Annotated in this window: 16 protein-coding genes and 1 tRNA gene; 2 read left to right on the top strand and 15 right to left on the bottom strand. The window is 39.3% G+C overall.

Going from position 1 to position 17,366, the window contains the following annotated elements; translation table 11 throughout:
• Positions 1 to 41 precede the first annotated feature (41 nt).
• The 8 genes from cas9 to K1J09_RS00810 form a co-directional block, all read right to left on the bottom strand.
• Complete coding sequence (gene cas9 / locus K1J09_RS00775) at positions 42 to 3,407, bottom strand: type II CRISPR RNA-guided endonuclease Cas9 (protein ID WP_223322622.1); 3,366 nt, start codon at positions 3,405 to 3,407, stop codon at positions 42 to 44.
• A gap of 360 nt (positions 3,408 to 3,767) precedes the next feature.
• A tRNA-Arg gene (locus K1J09_RS00780) sits at positions 3,768 to 3,839 on the bottom strand.
• Between the two features lie 40 nt (positions 3,840 to 3,879).
• A complete protein-coding gene (gene rplS, locus K1J09_RS00785; RefSeq protein WP_002900259.1) occupies positions 3,880 to 4,227 on the bottom strand; it encodes a 50S ribosomal protein L19 in 348 nt (115 codons plus the stop codon).
• Positions 4,228 to 4,345: 118 nt separating this feature from the next.
• Positions 4,346 to 4,672 carry a fluoride efflux transporter CrcB gene (crcB, locus tag K1J09_RS00790; protein WP_049547967.1) on the bottom strand — a complete coding sequence of 109 codons (327 nt, stop codon included), beginning with the start codon at positions 4,670 to 4,672 and terminating at the stop codon, positions 4,346 to 4,348.
• Positions 4,669 to 5,043, bottom strand: coding sequence for a fluoride efflux transporter CrcB (crcB, locus tag K1J09_RS00795; RefSeq protein ID WP_002897475.1), 375 nt, complete (start codon positions 5,041 to 5,043; stop codon positions 4,669 to 4,671). The genes crcB (K1J09_RS00790) and crcB (K1J09_RS00795) overlap by 4 nt, the downstream gene beginning before the upstream one ends.
• Positions 5,043 to 5,306: a chorismate mutase gene (locus K1J09_RS00800; protein ID WP_002933578.1), complete on the bottom strand. Its 264-nt coding sequence runs from the start codon at positions 5,304 to 5,306 to the stop codon at positions 5,043 to 5,045. The genes crcB (K1J09_RS00795) and K1J09_RS00800 overlap by 1 nt, the downstream gene beginning before the upstream one ends.
• A gap of 398 nt (positions 5,307 to 5,704) precedes the next feature.
• Positions 5,705 to 7,087, bottom strand: a complete 1,383-nt coding sequence (sufB, locus tag K1J09_RS00805; RefSeq protein ID WP_223322620.1) for a Fe-S cluster assembly protein SufB — start codon at positions 7,085 to 7,087, stop codon at positions 5,705 to 5,707.
• Positions 7,088 to 7,209: 122 nt separating this feature from the next.
• Positions 7,210 to 7,650: a flavodoxin gene (locus K1J09_RS00810; protein WP_223322618.1), complete on the bottom strand. Its 441-nt coding sequence runs from the start codon at positions 7,648 to 7,650 to the stop codon at positions 7,210 to 7,212.
• 105 nt (positions 7,651 to 7,755) lie between these two features.
• On the opposite strand from K1J09_RS00810, the gene K1J09_RS00815 reads away from it, so the two are divergent.
• Both K1J09_RS00815 and K1J09_RS00820 read left to right on the top strand, forming a co-directional pair.
• Complete coding sequence (locus tag K1J09_RS00815; RefSeq protein WP_223322616.1) at positions 7,756 to 8,691, top strand: DHH family phosphoesterase; 936 nt, start codon at positions 7,756 to 7,758, stop codon at positions 8,689 to 8,691.
• Positions 8,692 to 8,798: 107 nt separating this feature from the next.
• Positions 8,799 to 9,041, top strand: a complete 243-nt coding sequence (locus tag K1J09_RS00820) for a type B 50S ribosomal protein L31 (RefSeq protein WP_002895374.1) — start codon at positions 8,799 to 8,801, stop codon at positions 9,039 to 9,041.
• A gap of 208 nt (positions 9,042 to 9,249) precedes the next feature.
• On the opposite strand, the gene K1J09_RS00825 is transcribed toward K1J09_RS00820, so the two are convergent.
• The 7 genes from K1J09_RS00825 to K1J09_RS00855 all read right to left on the bottom strand — a co-directional run bounded on the left by K1J09_RS00825 (position 9,250) and on the right by K1J09_RS00855 (position 17,198).
• Positions 9,250 to 11,178, bottom strand: a complete 1,929-nt coding sequence (locus K1J09_RS00825) for a CAP domain-containing protein (protein WP_223322614.1) — start codon at positions 11,176 to 11,178, stop codon at positions 9,250 to 9,252.
• Positions 11,179 to 11,880: 702 nt separating this feature from the next.
• Positions 11,881 to 12,171 carry a cupin domain-containing protein gene (locus K1J09_RS00830; RefSeq protein ID WP_223322612.1) on the bottom strand — a complete coding sequence of 97 codons (291 nt, stop codon included), beginning with the start codon at positions 12,169 to 12,171 and terminating at the stop codon, positions 11,881 to 11,883.
• Between the two features lie 29 nt (positions 12,172 to 12,200).
• A complete protein-coding gene (ldcB, locus tag K1J09_RS00835) occupies positions 12,201 to 12,995 on the bottom strand; it encodes an LD-carboxypeptidase LdcB/DacB (RefSeq protein WP_398578147.1) in 795 nt (264 codons plus the stop codon).
• A 4-nt stretch (positions 12,996 to 12,999) separates the two neighbouring features.
• Positions 13,000 to 14,730 carry a TcaA second domain-containing protein gene (locus K1J09_RS00840; protein WP_125356872.1) on the bottom strand — a complete coding sequence of 577 codons (1,731 nt, stop codon included), beginning with the start codon at positions 14,728 to 14,730 and terminating at the stop codon, positions 13,000 to 13,002.
• Between the two features lie 16 nt (positions 14,731 to 14,746).
• Complete coding sequence (locus K1J09_RS00845; RefSeq protein ID WP_223322609.1) at positions 14,747 to 15,829, bottom strand: DUF6574 domain-containing protein; 1,083 nt, start codon at positions 15,827 to 15,829, stop codon at positions 14,747 to 14,749.
• Between the two features lie 98 nt (positions 15,830 to 15,927).
• Entirely contained in the window at positions 15,928 to 16,224 is a 297-nt protein-coding gene (locus K1J09_RS00850; RefSeq protein WP_125332383.1) for a rhodanese-like domain-containing protein, read from the bottom strand.
• A complete protein-coding gene (locus K1J09_RS00855; RefSeq protein ID WP_223322607.1) occupies positions 16,164 to 17,198 on the bottom strand; it encodes a zinc-binding alcohol dehydrogenase family protein in 1,035 nt (344 codons plus the stop codon). The genes K1J09_RS00850 and K1J09_RS00855 overlap by 61 nt, the downstream gene beginning before the upstream one ends.
• Between the last annotated feature and the right edge of the window lie 168 nt (positions 17,199 to 17,366).

Here is a 17,366-nt window from a genome sequence, read left to right on the forward strand (position 1 = left end):
ATATATTGCAGAGCTAATTGCAACTCTTTTTAAAGATTATTTTAAAATTCGAGTTTTGGAGCATCACCCTCTTTTTTGATGAAACGTTTATTCCCTAAAACATCTGTTTGAACTTTGTAGATGGAGAGGTCCGCTTTTCCCAATCCTTTTAAACAGCGACCATTAGATGTTGTAACAAATACTTTAATTTTCTCCTTACCTTCAAAGTTTCCTTTATCATAGGGTTTCAATTCAACATAGTGTTTTTGGTTTGGCATAGTTCTAGATAAAAACCTAAACATTTGTTGTTCCTTAGTCTTTGTATCCTTAATTAAAAGTAAATCATTTTTATATAAGGTAAATTTGAATTCTGATTGTTCGCTTACTCCTTCTTTTTCTTTGATTTCGTAATATTTATCTAGAGTTATAGAATAGTTCCCAGTTCCCTTTTCAAACTGTAAATCAGCATATTTCAAGCCTAATAATTCATATTTTTCAGTCTCTGGATTAAAATAGACATCTGTACGCCATGGAGATAAAGATTGTAATATAACCTGATTCTCACTATTAGCTGGGGTAATATCTATATGATTCCCTAATTTGTTATCATAGTATTTCAGACTCTTAATTTCTGGACCTTTTCCTTTTTTACTATATTTTCGAATAGGACCATTTTCCTGTCTATATTTCTCGAAGGGATTACAAGCAACTTCTTTTCCATTTTCATTTTGTTCCTTATCAGGATATGTTTTTAAAATCTCCTCAATGACCTTTTCAAAAGTTAGCGGATCCTTACAGTACATCAGAAATTTACTTTTATCCTTTTTATAAAGCTTTATGAAAGCATCATAACCCGTTTGAGAATATATATCCTTAATCTTACCTAATACATAAGTTTCTTCCGACTTATCTTTACCTAATTTCGCTTTTCTAGTTGCATAAATCGTTGCATCAGAAATCTTACGATTATACTTTGAATCCACTTGATAGGAAAATAAAATACTATCTTCGAATTTTTTACTGCCTAGCATATCAACAAAATGATCATAAGGGGCTCTAAATACTAATTCTTTGTACTCATCGTCAGTCAATGTAATAATCTCTCCTGTTTCAGAATCCACAAATTGGTTATCCTTGTAAGAAATCAGAGGATTATTCCACTTTTTCCAAAGTCTTAATTGACTGGAGGCCGCGATAATTAATGCATCGACTGCATGATGGTGATAAGTTTCACGCGATTTGTCAATCCGCCACTTTCTTCTAAGTTGAGAAGTAAATTGTCCGCGCACCACTGAAATCTTGGTATCAAAATCATTTAATTTATAAAAATCCTGAAGAGCATTTAGAACTACTCGAGAAGAATAGCGAGTATCAACTAGATTGCGCTCAATAAATTTTTGTTTGACTTCAATTTTGTTAATGTCTTCCTCATTCAGCAAGTAATCTTTCTTTTTATTACTGAGTGCCTTAGAGACTTTGACATAAGATTTAAATTTTCTATATGACCAAGAATCATCCATACCATCCAGTGCTTGAAATGGTGTACGCTGTCCTTTCTCTTGATTGGCTGTTGCTAAAACTAGTACCTTATTTGCTAAACTATCATCAAATGAAAGAGAAAGAGGCAAAATATGATCAATCTCATATCTATACTGATTTTCAATCAAATCTGCTATTGTTATATTCTTCCCAGTATAAAGACATTTTTCTCCCTGCTGATGCCAAAGACGAATTTTCGTAGCCAATTCTTTATGCCCGTGAAAAATACTATCTGGTAGTTCCTTTTTTCCATTATATTGATGAGCAGCTTTTTCCATTGCAGCATTTTTCTCATCTTCATTGGCTTTTTGACGCTTCACATAATCTTTCTTTGCATCCTCTTCATTATTTTCGCGCGCCATTTCAATAACGATATTATCAAAGATGCCATATTTCTTTGTAGCAAGATTTATGATTTTAATTGCTTGTCTGACTGACTTAGCAACTACTGGATTGTAAATTTCTTCGGTCAATTCCTTCTCATCAATATACTTGGTTCGTTCAGATCTTGCCTTTGTTTTTTGTTTGCCCAATCGTGTAAGGATTGTCATTTGCTCTTCAGATGTTTCATAAAGCTCTGGAATCAACTCCATCATCAATTTGATTGAAAAATTATGCCAGCCTTTTCCAAACAAAGAACTATTAGACTTTCTAAATGAGACTAATTCAGCAATCTGATTTTGTTCAAATTCTCCTTTAGTAAATGATACTTTAATCGCTTCTTCGATTCCTTCACGTTCCGTATTGAGTGTGAGAATATGAGCCAGCTTATCTAAAACTTCTCTAGATAGTTGCTCAACGTCAACCGTTTCCAATGTTTGCATTTTTCGATAAATATCAAAAGTATGCATTTCTGGTTTTTCACTTTTATCAATCCGATAGCCCTTAATATCGTCCACTGACGCGTCAATCAATTTTGCTATATACTTCAATAAAGTAGCGGCACCTAAAGTTTTAGCCCCTTTTGCATACTCAATAATCTGTCTCTTCTGCTCCTCACTGAGCTTCTTAGTTTCTGTTGGAACAGTCAGATTGTTCAAATCATTGAGTAAATTAAATTCCTGTGCCGTGTAAGAAGCTTTAGCAGCTCTGTATTCCTCTGGATAAAAGGTACATTTCCCAATCAAAATACCAAAAATATTATCCAAAGTTGTTCCATCTGTTCTGAAGCGTCCATAATCCGTACGAGACTTTTCATTCCCTGGTCCATGGTAATACTTACGTTTTCCAGTTAAAATCCTTAAATAAGCCTGAATAAATTCATCAGTGATATCTTGATTATAGTCTTGCTGCTTTGTCAAGATTCGCTCTGCTTCTTTTTTATAAGCCGAGGTCGAAAACACGTTAAGCAGACGGTGTTTTTCTCCATTTTCTTCAATGGTAAAATCACCTCGAACCTGTCCGTATTTCTCAAAACGTTCCAGCTGAATCTGTCCTGGTGTTTTATCTGCGAGCAGCTTTCTATTTTCTTCAACAGCCTTGCCATATTCTGAGGAAGAAGACTCACCGTCTTCATTAGCGTCGTCAAGATAACTAATCCCTCTCCTTTTGACAATATTTTTCAACGCAATGAATAATTCTTCATTAGTTAATTTCTCAATTAGTCCCTTAACTCGTAATTCATAAGGATTTAAATTGATAGATACTTTTGAAAAATCTGTTACAAGCTCAGCATCCCTAAATAAATCAGCTAGACGAACTTTTCGATGTTTCTTTCTGCGTCCTAATCTCCGACCTTGGCGAAATCCTCGTCTCTCAACATTGCTGTCAGCAGTAGCCGCTGGGAAAATTCGTGAACTGGCATGAATAATTTCACCAGATTCTTTGTCTATAATTCCCACACCCACAGAAGCTACACCGATATCTAGCCCTAAAATTTTTCCATTCATAACTCCACCTCATTACACATTATATTAATATCATTGTAAACTTAAAAACTCAAAAATTCAATAGATAATGAGTATTTTTGTCACTTTTTACTAAAAAAACGCTACAGCTTTTGCTGTAGCGCTCATTTTTCATTCTTCAATATCTCCATATCTGCAGCTATGAAGAATGATATTACTCTCGTAACTTGGGAATGGCGACAAACCATCTGTTTTGAGTTTTCAGAAGTCTACACCCACCATTTAGAACAACAAAAAGAAAAAATCATAATCAGATAAGAAAGACTTTTGAAACTTTTGGGGCAGATTAGGGCCGACTATAACAAAAACCCCTGTAAATCGAGGGTTATTGTTAGGATTTTATGTCCCCTGCCGGAATTGAACCAGCAACTACTCCTTAGGAGGGAGTTGTTATATCCATTGAACTAAGGGGACTTAGAGAAAAACTCTGCCCAACGACAGAGTCTTTCTAAGATTAACGGCGAATTTCTTTGATACGCGCTGCCTTACCTTGCAATGCACGAAGGTAGTACAATTTAGCACGACGGACTTTACCGTAACGAACGACTTCAATCTTGTCAACACGTGGAGTGTGGATTGGAAAAGTACGTTCAACACCGATACCATTAGAGATTTTACGAACGGTGTAAGTTTCTGAAATACCAGCACCTTTACGAGCGATAACCACACCTTCAAAGATCTGGATACGTTCGCGACTTCCTTCGACAACTTTCGCGTGAACGCGGACAGTGTCACCAGGACGGAATGCAGGGATGTCAGTACGAAGTTGACCTTCAGTCAAGCTTTGGATTAATGGATTCATTTTTTCTACTCCTATCTTACTAATCTTAAGGTTCAAGACCGCAGCGGATTAGCCGTTTTTTGTGCTTCCATTAGGCACAAAGTATATTATATCAAAATTTCTAAAAATGTAAAGATATTTAAATGAAAATTCCCAAAAGAATCGCTAAAAAACCAAGTATGTAGGTCAGAGCCAAATAGAAAACAAATTTCTTTCGCTCCGAAAAGAGCTCTGCCAGCTCATCATTCAAGGTGGAAAAAGTCGTCAGGCCACCACAGAAGCCTGTTGCTAAAATGACATAAACCTGCTTGTCTTCTATATGATTATAAAAATATCCAATGAGAAAAGCACCTAGAAGGTTTGCCGCCAAAGTCCCAATCGGAAGAGATGCTCTGCTATTGACCTTGGAGAAAACATAACGCACAAGAGCACCAGCGCCGCAGCAGATTAACATCGCCCACATCATGCCTTCACCTGCTTTCCAGCCCATAGGGCGATTGCAAGGCCACCACCTACACTTAAGACTAGATAGATAAGAAGCTCCATATAGCGCCCTGAATCTGCTAACTTGATGCCGTCTAGCAGAAGACCAGAAAAGGTCGTCAAACCTCCGCAAAAACCGGTCGAAAGTGCTAGAATTAGGCGCTGGGACTTAACTTTACTGCTAAGATAGCCCTTGATAATATAGACTAGCAAAAACGTCCCCAAATAATTGATCAGTAAGGTAGCCAGCGGAAATGAATCAGCAAAAACTGATAAGAGCGCTACTTGGTAACGTAGCCAGCCTCCTGCCATCGCAGATAAAACCACAGCTATTGAGTTCTGTACTTCTTTCATTAGATATTTTTATTCTGAAATTCACGCGAACGTTTTAAAATGTCAGAAAAGGTCGCAATAACAGTTTCCTTGTAGTCTTTGTTTTCAACCTTATCCGCCACTCTGGCAAAAATCACATCTTCTCTTTTACTATCCAAGACAGCTGTGCCTGTTAATTTTTTTAAAGCCACGACTTGGCCAACCAGATTCATGCGTTGCTCCAGCAGGGCAACGATTGCATCATCCACTTGATCAATTTCCTGTCTGATTTCTTCTAACGTCATCTCATTCCTCCTTATATTCTATCTATCATATCAAAAAATAGTAAAATTTTCTAGTTTAATTCTAAATAAAAAGGTCCACTGGACCTTGATTAAAGGGAACTCGCTTAACCGAGTGCTTAGCCACAACCTAAAAATACCCGTTAGGCTTGTCTCAGGGTAAACCGACTACCGTCGGTTCTCATCCGCAGATTAAAAAAGTCCACCGAACCTTGGATTAAGGAGAACTCGCAAAAGCGAGTTTTTATCCGCAACCTAAAACAGTCCTCCGGACCTCAGATTAAAAGGAACTCGCAGAAGCGAGCCCCTATCTACAGATTAATAAGGTTCCCCGAACCTATTAATGAGAACTCGCAAAAGCGAGTTTTTATCCGCAGATTAAAAAGGTTCCCCGAACCTTTTTAACCAACTGAGCCTTCCATACTCATGTTGATGAGTTGGTTGAGTTCGACGGCGTATTCCATTGGTAGTTCTTTGGTAATGGGTTCCATAAATCCATTGATAATCATAGCTGTGGCTTCTTCTTCGCTGATACCTCGGCTCATGAGATAGTAGAGCTGGTCCTCAGATACTTTGGAAACCTTGGCTTCATGCTCTAACGCGACATTGGAATTATGGATTTCATTAAAAGGAATGGTGTCCGAACTGGACTCACCATCCATCAGAATGGTATCGCACTCGATATGAGATTTGGAGCCAGCGCTATTCTTCCCAAAGCGAACCTGACCACGATAGTCTGTCTTTCCACCATCCTTGGCAACTGATTTAGAAATCAGAGTACTGGAAGTCTTGGGCGCATTATGAAAAACCTTGCAGCCTGCATCCAAGTGCTGACCATAGTTGGCAAAAGACATGGATAAAACAGAAGTCCTTGCGTTGCGGCCGTTGAGAATACTGCAGGGATATTTCATATTGACCTTGCTGCCTAAGTTCCCATCAATCCACTCTAAGGTGCCGCCTTCATCAACAATCCCCCGCTCCGTTACGAGGTTATAGACATTGTCCGACCAATTTTGAATGGTCGTATATCGGAAAAAGGCATCCTTTTTGACAATGATTTCGACATTTGCCGCATGAAGACTATTGCTTGTGTAAGTCGGTGCTGTACAGCCCTCGATGTACTGGATAGAACCGCCCTCCTCGATAATCATCAAGGAGCGCTCAAACTGGCCGGCATTTTCGCCATTGATTCGAAAATAGGTCTGAACAGGAACTTGGCACTGGACGTTCTTGGGCACATAGATAAAGGTTCCGCCAGACCAAACTGCGCTATTAAGCGCAGAAAATTTATGCTCAGCGTTTGAAATCACAGTACCAAAATACTGCTTGACCAAGTCGGGATATTCCTGGACAGCCGTATCCGTATCAGTGAAAATAATACCCAGCTTGGCAAACTCTTCCTTCATATTGTGGTAAACCACTTCAGACTCATACTGAACCACAGCTCCAGATAGGAACTGCTTCTCAGCTTCTGGAATTCCCAAGCGGTCAAAGGTTTTCTTAATCTCTTCTGGAACTTCATCCCAACTGCGAGCCCGATCTCCGCTTAACTTCTGATAATAGATAACATCATCAAAGCGAATCCCTGACAAATCAGGGCCAAAGTCGGGCATAGGTAACTTATGGAAGAGTTCCAAGGAGCGCAGACGATAGTCCAGCATCCACTGGGGCTCATTCTTGATTTCTGAGATTTCTCGAACTACTTCTTCGGTCAAACCCTTCCCAGTCGAAAAGAGTGGCTTGACATCATCATGAAAGCCAAAAGCATAGTCACGTTCTTTCATAGGGCTCCTCCTTTTTCTGATGGATAGCGCTTACCTACATTATACTCCTAATCATGAGAATTGTCAGAAAATAACACTTTCGCACAAAAAAACGGCCGTAGCCGTTTTCTCTATTTATCACTTTAAACTTTATTAACCAAGCCTTCCGCAAAAGCTTCTAAACGTGCAATATCATCATCTTCCGCAGATAGATCCACTTTAACGCTTTCTGCACCCTTCACCGCTCCTATAGCAGCAAAGGCAGCATCGAAGTCATCAACAGCCTTGCAGAATTCATCATAGAAAGTATCGCCCGAACCGACCACTCCGTAGACCTTGCCAGACAAATCCAAACCAGACAAGTCTTCGTAGAAGTCCATCATTTCATCCGGCAGCTCACCATCACCATAGGTATAGGTCGCCACAATCGCAATATCTGCTTCCAAGAAATCTTCTGCATCGACAGTGGTGCACTCGTCCACTTCAACTTCTACATCCAAATCTCTTAGCTTATCCGCCACAATATCAGCAATCTCCTCGGTGTTTCCAGTCATGCTGGCAAATACAATTTTCGCTAAGGTCATAGTTTCCTCCAAATTCTAATCTGCTCTCATTATATCATATCTTTTTTATTTTAAAAATAAAAACTCTTATGCTACAATGGGTAAAGAAAGTTGACGAGGTTATTTATGACTCTTTATCATGATATTTTAAGTAAGATCAAAGAATACGATACTATTATTATCCATCGCCATATGCGGCCAGATCCTGATGCTCTTGGCAGTCAGGTCGGACTGCAAAAGCTCCTTCAGTACCATTTTCCAGAAAAAACAATCAAAACAACAGGCTACGATGAGCCCAATCTCATGTGGTTGGTGCAAATGGACCAAGTTACAGACGAAGAATACCAAGAGGCCTTAGTTATCGTCTGTGACACCGCTAATACAGCTCGCATTGACGACCAACGCTACACGACAGGCGATTTCCTGATCAAAATCGATCATCATCCTGATGATGAGGTTTACGGAGATATTTCTCTGGTAGATACAAGTTCCAGCAGTGCCAGTGAAATGATTGCTCTCTTTGCCTTTGAAAATGACTTAGGCTTGAGCAAGGAAGCTGCAGAACTCCTCTATGCTGGTATCATCGGCGACACTGGCCGCTTCCTTTATCCTTCTACGAGCGCCCGCACATTCGAAGTAGCTGCCAAGCTGCGTCAATACGATTTCGACCTATCAGCCTTGTCTCGCAAAATGGACTCTATCAGCCGCCAAGTCGCTAAACTGCAGGGCTATGTATATGAGCAGTTGGAAATAGATGAAAATGGAACTGCGCGGGTCATTCTGCCTCAGAAAGTTTTACAAGCCTATCAACTAACCGATGCTGATACTGCGGCCATTGTCGGAGCACCTGGACGAATCGAAGAAGTCGGTCTGTGGGCTATCTTTGTTGAGCAGCCTGAAGGTCACTACCGTGTCCGCATGCGCAGCAAGGTTATTCCTATCAACGGTATTGCTAAAAATCATCATGGCGGAGGACACCCCTTAGCCAGCGGAGCCAATGCATTTTCAAAAGAAGAAATAGAGCAAATCTACACCGAGATGAAAGAATTGGTAAAAAAGTAAGAAATTAGTCTAAAAGTCTTGTCAAATCAATCAGAATTTGATAAACTATCAAAGTAACTAATCTATGGCTCGCAAAGAGACCATGGCAGAAAGGAAATTTTTGTAAAATGAGAAAAGATATTCATCCAGAATACCGCCCAGTTGTCTTCATGGACACTTCTACCGGCTACCAGTTCCTTAGTGGTTCAACTAAGCGTTCAAACGAAACAGTTGAATTCGAAGGGGAAACTTACCCATTGATCCGTGTAGAAATTTCATCAGACTCACACCCATTCTACACTGGACGTCAAAAGTTCACTCAAGCAGATGGGCGTGTGGATCGTTTCAACAAAAAATACGGTCTCAAATAATCATAAGCACCAATCGGTGCTTTTTTTGTACTCAAAATTTCTTTTCGCCTTTTTAAACTTTAAAATCTATCCACAACCGCTACTTTTGCTTCCTAGTTAATTCAACAAAAAAACTCCAAAAGTCAGTCGATTAAAATCTAACTTTTGGAGTGTGGTTTATATGCAACCAAAGATTAAGAGCACAGATATTTAAGAATACAATTCCTTATTATTTATAGCTGTAAGCCCAGTAGTAAACACCATTTCCGTCTACAACTGTCGCTACTGCCCCTTCAGTTACGTTAGGATCAAGAAGCAATTCTCTCAGACCGCTGTTAGCCCATTTCTTAACGACAACAGAGGCATCTTCATCACGACGTCCAACAAAGCCTGAGCTATCGTATTGACGTGAGATTTCATTTACTTTTGGAAGTGCTTGATTTTGATAAATGTCTTCTGACCATGTCAACTCTTTCAAGCCTTGAGCTTTACGCTCTTCATTGATTTTAGCGAAAGCTTCTTTAGCTTTTGAAACATAGTCATAGTTTGTATCGTTTGTTGCTTCAACACGGTAAACAAACTTAACATAACCAAATTCTACATCACTGTATTTCTTGTCCTCAACGCCACTCTTAAGGTTTGCAATCAAGACATAATCCTTAGCATATGGGTTTTCTTTGGTTTTTTCAAAGATTTCTGGATCTTCGATTTCCCATTCAACTTTGGCATCCCATCCTGCATTATCAAGGAACTTAGGATTCATCTTTTCGATAACGTAGTTCTTGAACTCTTCAACGTTCTTGAATGGCAGCGGCTGACCAGCTTTAGCCGTTGTCACTAGGTTAGTTGAGTACAATTTCACGCTAGAGTCTTTATCACTGTACATGTATTCATCATCAGCAGTGTTTTCGTGAAGTTTTGGATCAAGAGCTGGATCGTTTGGATCAGTCATACCTTGAAGTTTCCATTTGTCACCAAACCATTTCCAATATGGAGAGTATCCATTTGCTTCTGAGTCAGATGGTATACGGTAATAATGTGTAGAACCATCAAAGTAATAGTTAGGATCTGACTCAAGAGCCTTGTCACCTGGTTTTCCAGTTGGGTAGATAATTTTCGGAGCTCGTCCATTTGGTGCCCATGTCAAGTGTTCAAGACCTTCTGCTGGTTTTTCAACATATGGCGGAATTTGATCTTCGCTTGGTTTATCAGTTGTTACCAAACCAGGAGTCTCTGGTACAGCAGGTCTTGTTGGAGTTTCTGGTTTTGGTTCTGCTGGTTGCTCTGGTTTCGGAGCAAATGGATTGAGGTCGCCTTCTGCACCGTTAATTGGAGGATTTTCTGGCAAATCAACACTTGGTACCTCTGGTTTTGGTTCTGCTGGTGTAGTAGGCTCATCTGGTTTATCAGTAGGAGCTGGCGTTGGTTGTTCTGGTTCCGCTGGAGTCGGAGTTGGAACTTCTGGTTTTGGTTCTTCCGGCTGGCTTGGAGTTGTTGGATTAGTTGAGTTATCAGTAGAATCCTTAACAAACACCCACTTGCCATTTTGATAGTAGTAATAGTCGCCATTATCCAACACATAGTAATGATAACCATTTTCATAACGATAATGTGGATCGTTTTCCAGGTTGTTACTGGATGTGCTGTTATTGTTAGTATTTGTCAGTGGCTTCCACTCACCATCACGATAGATACGGTAAGAACCATCTGTCATACGGTAGTAATGGTTACCATTCCAGTAAATATAGTTCTCATCATTTGCCAGATTGTTGTAGTTATTCCAACCATTATATCCGTAGTTGTTGCTATAGTTATAATTCCAGTTGTTATAGCCTGGATAATAGTTATTATAACCATAGTCGTAATTATAGACATTGTAACCGTAGTTATATCCGTAGTTATAGTTGTTATAGCCATAATTATAGTTATTGTAACCATAGTTGTAATTGTTGTAACGGTAGTTGCGGTTGTTACGGTAATTATAGTTGTTATAACCATAGTTATAATTGTTGTAACCACCATTCCAGTAATTATAACCTGGTTGATAGTAGTTATAACCATAATCTTGAGCCTGAGCATTATTCGCAAGAGCAAATGCTGGAATAATAGCCGCAGCCGCTACAACAGATCTTGATAAGAGTCTGAAACGATTGTTCATATTAATTAAACCTCCAAAGTGACCAACATCACTTTATTTTTTTGTGGGGGGAATTTATTTTTTGTGCACAACTTCATAAAAAAGACTTTCACGAAAATACTGCCAGCTGACAGTTGACTGCTCCATCATTATCAAACGCAAAAAACGAATCACTAGTTAGTGAATCCACCTGATTAAAGGTTGCACATAAATGTTTTTATAACATTTGATTTAGAAACAAAGAAGTCAATATGCTTGAAAATACTTTTTTATGCATATCTCACCCTCAAGACGAATTATAGCACAAGAAATTTTTGAATGCAAGCATTTTAGTTAACAGGGTGTAAATTATTTTTATGGGTAATTTTTTATAGTTCGTCTTTTTGTTTATTTTTCTGTTTTTTAGCTTTAAAAATCTATAAAATCTTCTTTTTAACGAACTAAAATAATAGAAAAATGTTTATAATTTGGTTTACATTGTGTAAATTATTTTTATTGTTTATTTATAAAAACTTCTCACCCTCTCATTTCGATTTTTTATTTAAGTTTATTTTAAGCTTATCTTAAGCCTTTTTTAAGCTTATCTTAAGTTTGTTTTAAGAATCAAAAAATCTGTTCATGCATTTCTTCATTATGGGTTTTTATTTACAGAAATGAATAAGCTTTAAAAAGTAGTAAAAAATACTAGAAGCATTTATTCCAGCTTCTAGTATTTTGAATTTATTAATATTTTAGTTGTTTGATAACCAAGAGGTGGCTATCTTCCTCCCCAAACAAACTGTGTGGCTCATTGGGCTCCATCGTCAAAAAGGAACCTGCCACTAACCGCACGGTTTGTTCTCCAGCAGAAAAGCTTACATCTCCCGACAAACAAACAACTATTACCAGTGCATCAGCACTGTGTTCTGGTACTTCTTTTCCTTTGGCAAGATGCAGATGATGGATGATTCTGCCTTCTTCTTGCACAGGTGTTTCTGCAAAATCATTATTGGGATTGGTAACAAAAAATTTCATTTTCTTCCTCCTTCTAATGGATGATGTGACTACTGCTTTTCATAGTCTCCACCAGTAATGCCGAAATATTCTTCTAAAGACTTTCCTGATTGAGCAATTTCCCTGGCTTCTTGACCAATATAGCGCAGATGCCAACTTTCAGGCATATAGCCAGTTGAACCTTCCTTACCCTCTAGATAGCGAACGATAAAACCGTACTTATAGGCGTTATCTAGAAGCCACTGACTTGCTCCAGCTTCTTGTACGAGATTACCATTCTTGTCAATCAAGTCAAATGCCAAACCAGTCTGGTGCTCGCTGTAGCCTGGTCGAGCCGAATAGCGGTCTGCAGCTGCCTTACCATCCTGATTGACATAGTTTTGATAGAGCTCGGTCTGAGTGTCATAGCTACGGAAACCACTGTATTGGTCGCTAATGGCATAGCCTTGTGCCTGCATATCTGCAATCAGTTTGAGCAATTCTGCTTTAGCAGTCGCATTCTCACCTGGGTTATAGGAAGCTGACAAAGGATAGTGCTTGTTGACTACGAGAATCTCATCATATTTCCCTTTGACACTGTAGTAGCTGCCGTTATAAGAAACATTTTGATCAAGAGTTTTGGCCTCGTGATTTTGCTCCTTTTTAGTATCAGCACTATCTGAAGATGTTGTCGTATATTGGCTAGAGTTTTTGCCATTTTCAGCATCTTGTTTCTTAACCGTACTGGTTGAGCTAGCCGCTTGTTTATCAGAGCTATCTCCAGTAGTGTCTTTACCTGACGAACACGCGCCTAGAACAAGAACAGATGCTGCAAGAAAAATTAGTTTACTGTATTTCATTGTCATAATATCAACCTTCTGAAACTTCAAGATTATAGATTACAAAAGAATCACCGCTAGGTTTCAAGTAATAAGTCTTATTTTTACGATTTACACTATTTTGAGTGTTATCGGTATAGTGGACCGTATAGTCCTCATATGTTGTCACGATATAGGAACCATTTTCTTCCTTGATTTCGCGGATATCCAAAGCTCCTGGCTCATAATAGTTAATTTTCGCTTTCTTAACACCACCGCCAGTGGTCCACTCAACCATTTCTCGATATACTGCACTAGAGGTATCGTAGTATTGAGAATAGTTGTTGCTCCTGTTAGAAACTGAGCTGAAAACAGCACTGCGGTAGTCATTAAGGAAAGTAGAGACTTTTGCTTTTTGAGCCTCAACCTTTTTCGCTTCTTCGTTCTTTTCTCTAATCTTAGAAGCTACTTCCTTAGGAAGCGATAATTTCACATTAGTAGTATCATCTTCCACAATTACTGTCTCTTTATTAGTAGTAAAGGTAGTATCAGAGATAGTAAACTTGGCATAAATTTCAAGTTCTTGATAAGGAACAAGCTGCAACTCAGGGGTCAAACTGCTACCACTTTCTTTACCATTAACAACGATTTTAATATCTGTTGCTTTTGAAGTTTCAGAAGGCATAGTAATTTTTAGCTGTTTCTTTTCAGACTTGAGATCGAGTTTGATTTCATTATCCTTAGCCGTAGCTAAATCAAGCTGAACCTTACTCTCTACATCTCCAACATCCGTCTTACCTTTGAGAGTAAAGTCTTGTTTGATAAAGTGATATTCACCCAATTCAGTGTCAGTGTTTTTCTTAAGAGTAATAGTTTTTTTCTCACCAGGTTTAATGGTAGCATTATCCAAATTGGTATTGACTTTAACTTTGACTGGATAGGAAACCATCTGATATTCCTGGAAAATACCAAATTTCTTACTCTTTTCAGTAACACCTAAAATCTTATTATTGTTATCATCGATATAAGCAGATTTGCCATTTGACTCAACAATGTTATCTAGCTCAGTTTCGAGATTAATCTCCTGGCTCTCTAGGTGCTCAACCAGTGCTCTTGCTTCAGCACGCGTCCACTTATCGGATTGAGTAGAAAGAAGACTTGCAACTTCATCGAAGTCTTTACTAGAGACGGCTTTTGCAAAATGGTCTGTGACCACTTTTACTCCAGTTATAGAGTTTAGATAGAAGAATGCTCCAATCAAAGCGGCAACTAGAAGAGTTGGCCCTCCAATCATGATTGCTTGCTTCTTTGATATTCTCTTTTTAGCCTTTTTTACTGGTTTCTGTGGTAATTGTGAGTCGAGCAATTCAGACCGAATAGGCAAGTTAGAGAATCCTTGACTCTTAGCCCCTGCAAATTCTTCTTTGGTAGGTTTTCGACCAATATTATTTTCAAAAGCTTGCAGCCAATTCTTACGAAGTTCTTCATATTGACTAGATTCAAACGCGCCTTGCTTCTCATCTTGAGAAGAGGGTTGAACCGATTCTTCTGTGACAGAATCTTCAGAAGGTGTCTCCTGAACAATATCTTGATTATCAGAAGCTTCATCAGTAGTATTTTCTACTGATGAAGTATCTGTGGTTGCTTCCCCCGCTTCGCCTGCAATCTCCTTAATCTTTTTTGGATCAAAGTTAGATTGTTTGCCGGCTTGGAACTCACTTGCAGTTGGTTTTCGACCAATTACTTTTTCAAAGAGATCAACCCATTTTTCTTTTGTTGCCATAAATCTCCTCCAATTATTACATCATTGCGATACTAGTTAGTAGAGAAAAAGCGATGAAAGAGAAGAAAAGTGTAATCACACCATTGACAATAATGGCCAATAGATATTTATAAAAAGGATCCATAGAGTTGTTTGTCTTGGAATAAATCAAAGCAAAGGTCGCTCCAACTCCGACTAACAAAAGACCAATCCATGTGAAGAACAGAGATAAATGAATAATACCCAACAGAGCAAACAGAGCTGAAACAGCAATAAATGGAAGAACAATGGCATAAAGTCGACCGTACCAATCAAAAGCCTTATTAAAGGTAAAACTTCTATCCTGGTAGACCAAACGCTTCACAACAAAACCACCTAAAATAATAGAAAAAAGGAAGAGAGCTGCAGCTATCAGTGAAACAAAGAAGACTTTGAAATTAAAAGTCGGCCCATTATACATACCAAAACTCATGATACCAATGGTACTGAAAATGTTGTAGTTTGCAACAATAGCAAAAAAGAACACTGTCAAACCTAAAGATAGGTAGCCATTCACCTTACTGCTCTCAACTTCAGATGTCGGTGATTTCCAAGCTGAAACAAGCCAAGTCCAGAAACCTTTCATTGTTTTAGAAAACTCGTTGGGCTGAGAAGGCTGCTGACTGTAATAAGCCTGCGGTCCTTGTTGAGGTACTTGTGAATTGAACTGTCCTTGCTGCGGGTTGTTCTGATAAGTTTGCGGTCCAGAAGACTGAGGCTGTCCAGCAAAAGGGCTCGCTTGCTGAAATCCTTGTTGCTGATATGGTTGTCCCTGATTAGCAAATTGATTTTGATTCGCTTGTTGCTGTGGAACTTCCTGGTACTGTTGAGCAAAAGGTTGTTGGAAGTTTTGCGGCTGAGCAAAGTTTTGTGGTTGACCTTGTGTTTCAACTGTTTGAGCTTCTTGTTGAGGCTGTTCAAAACTTGATGAAGCTGAGCTAGCGTCACTAGGAGCTTGCTCCGCACTTACCTGTTCAGCCTCAACAAATTCTCCAGCAGCTAAAGCTTGAGCAATTTCTTCCTCTGTAGCCGAGCGTCCATTAACGGCCTCAAAATATTCAAGCCAATCTTCTTTTGACATAGATATTCTCCTATCCTCAATTTATTATACTACTATAGTATACAAAAAAAGGGCCGGAAATTCAATCTATTCCGGCATTTGCTCTTCTTAATCGCTTGTCATATCGTCAATTTAGCAGGAAAAGCTTCCACTCCTCCTTCGACATTAGTTACTTGGTAACCCTTGGCTTCCAAAAATTCGCAGGCACGCGCTGAGCGGCCGCCTCTTTGGCAGATGATATGGTAGGGGATTTGTTTATCTAATTGCCCATAATTCTCCGCCAAGCTGCTGAGAGGCAGATTCAGAGCTCCAGAGACATGTCCAGCTGTAAATTCGTCCACCTCGCGGACATCAATCAACTGCAGTTCTTCTCCCTGCAATTTGTCATATAAATCTTTCGCGCTAATTTTTTGCATTCTTTTTCTCCTACTTCATTCATAATCACAATTTTTCCAAAACCTGCCGTTCCCTCTATAAAAGAATGAGCTTTGGGCACTTGCTCTAGGGAAAAGACACGCCTTGGTGTAACATTGACCTGATAGCGGTCAATATAGTCAAATAATTCATCCATCAAGTCTTGACTCACATGAGCTGAGTGGAAACTTGTCAGAAAACTGTTATTTCTAATTTCCTCAATTGGGTTGAAACCATTCAACTCCCACTGGCCACCCAAGAGGCCAGTCACGCAGATAATCCCGCCCTCTGCGATATGGTCAAAAGAATTCTTGACAGTTGCTGGGCCGACCAACTCCAGAATTTTATCAAACTTCTCCTCTGTTTCCAGTCGGCCATCCTGATCTATGATGATATCGTCGTAGGCTTGGTGCTTGAGTAGAAACTGTTTGGAACCGCTATTGACCGAGCCCACGATATGTGTGTCTGGAAACTGTGCCTTGACCAGACGAGCAAAGGCCAAACCGACACCGCTAGTGGCAGCCCGAACCAAAATCTTATCATTAGGCTCAATGCGCAGATTTTTCATAGAACCTAGAGCAGTATAATAAGTCTCTGGCACTGCTGCCAGCTCAGTCCAGGTCAGATTGGTCTCAACTGTATAAATTTGGTCGTTCGGTAGGAGAACGTACTCAGCATAAGAACCATCAAAAGCTCGCCCCATTTCTCCCATGATGGAAACCACTTTCTGGCCAATCTTTAAATCTGCTCGAGTCGTCTCGGCAACTTGGCCAACACACTCAATGCCTAAAATCCGAGGGAAAGTGACACTAGGCGATAAACCCTCACGAGTAAAAATCTCCGATCGGTTAATCCCAAACCCTCTGACCTTGACCAAGGTCCAGCCTTCTTGAAGTTCTGGAATCGGTCTTTCTTCCAGCAGAAGCTTTTCTGGGCCACCCGCTTCGTAAATGACTATAGCTTTCATCGTTTCCATAGAATCACCTCGCTTTCTACAAAGTTTAGCATTCTAAGCTTAGACTTATCAAAAAATCAGTCAGCTACTCCTGCAAGTTCTAATAGTTCTTTTACAAAATCCATCAGCCGGCTGTTGGAGAATCTCCTGATAGGAAACAAGTTGTTGAATACGTCCTTCATCCAAGTT

The sequence above is a fragment of the Streptococcus sanguinis genome, from assembly GCF_019928825.1.
GTDB classification, from domain to species: Bacteria; Bacillota; Bacilli; order Lactobacillales; family Streptococcaceae; genus Streptococcus; species Streptococcus sanguinis_L.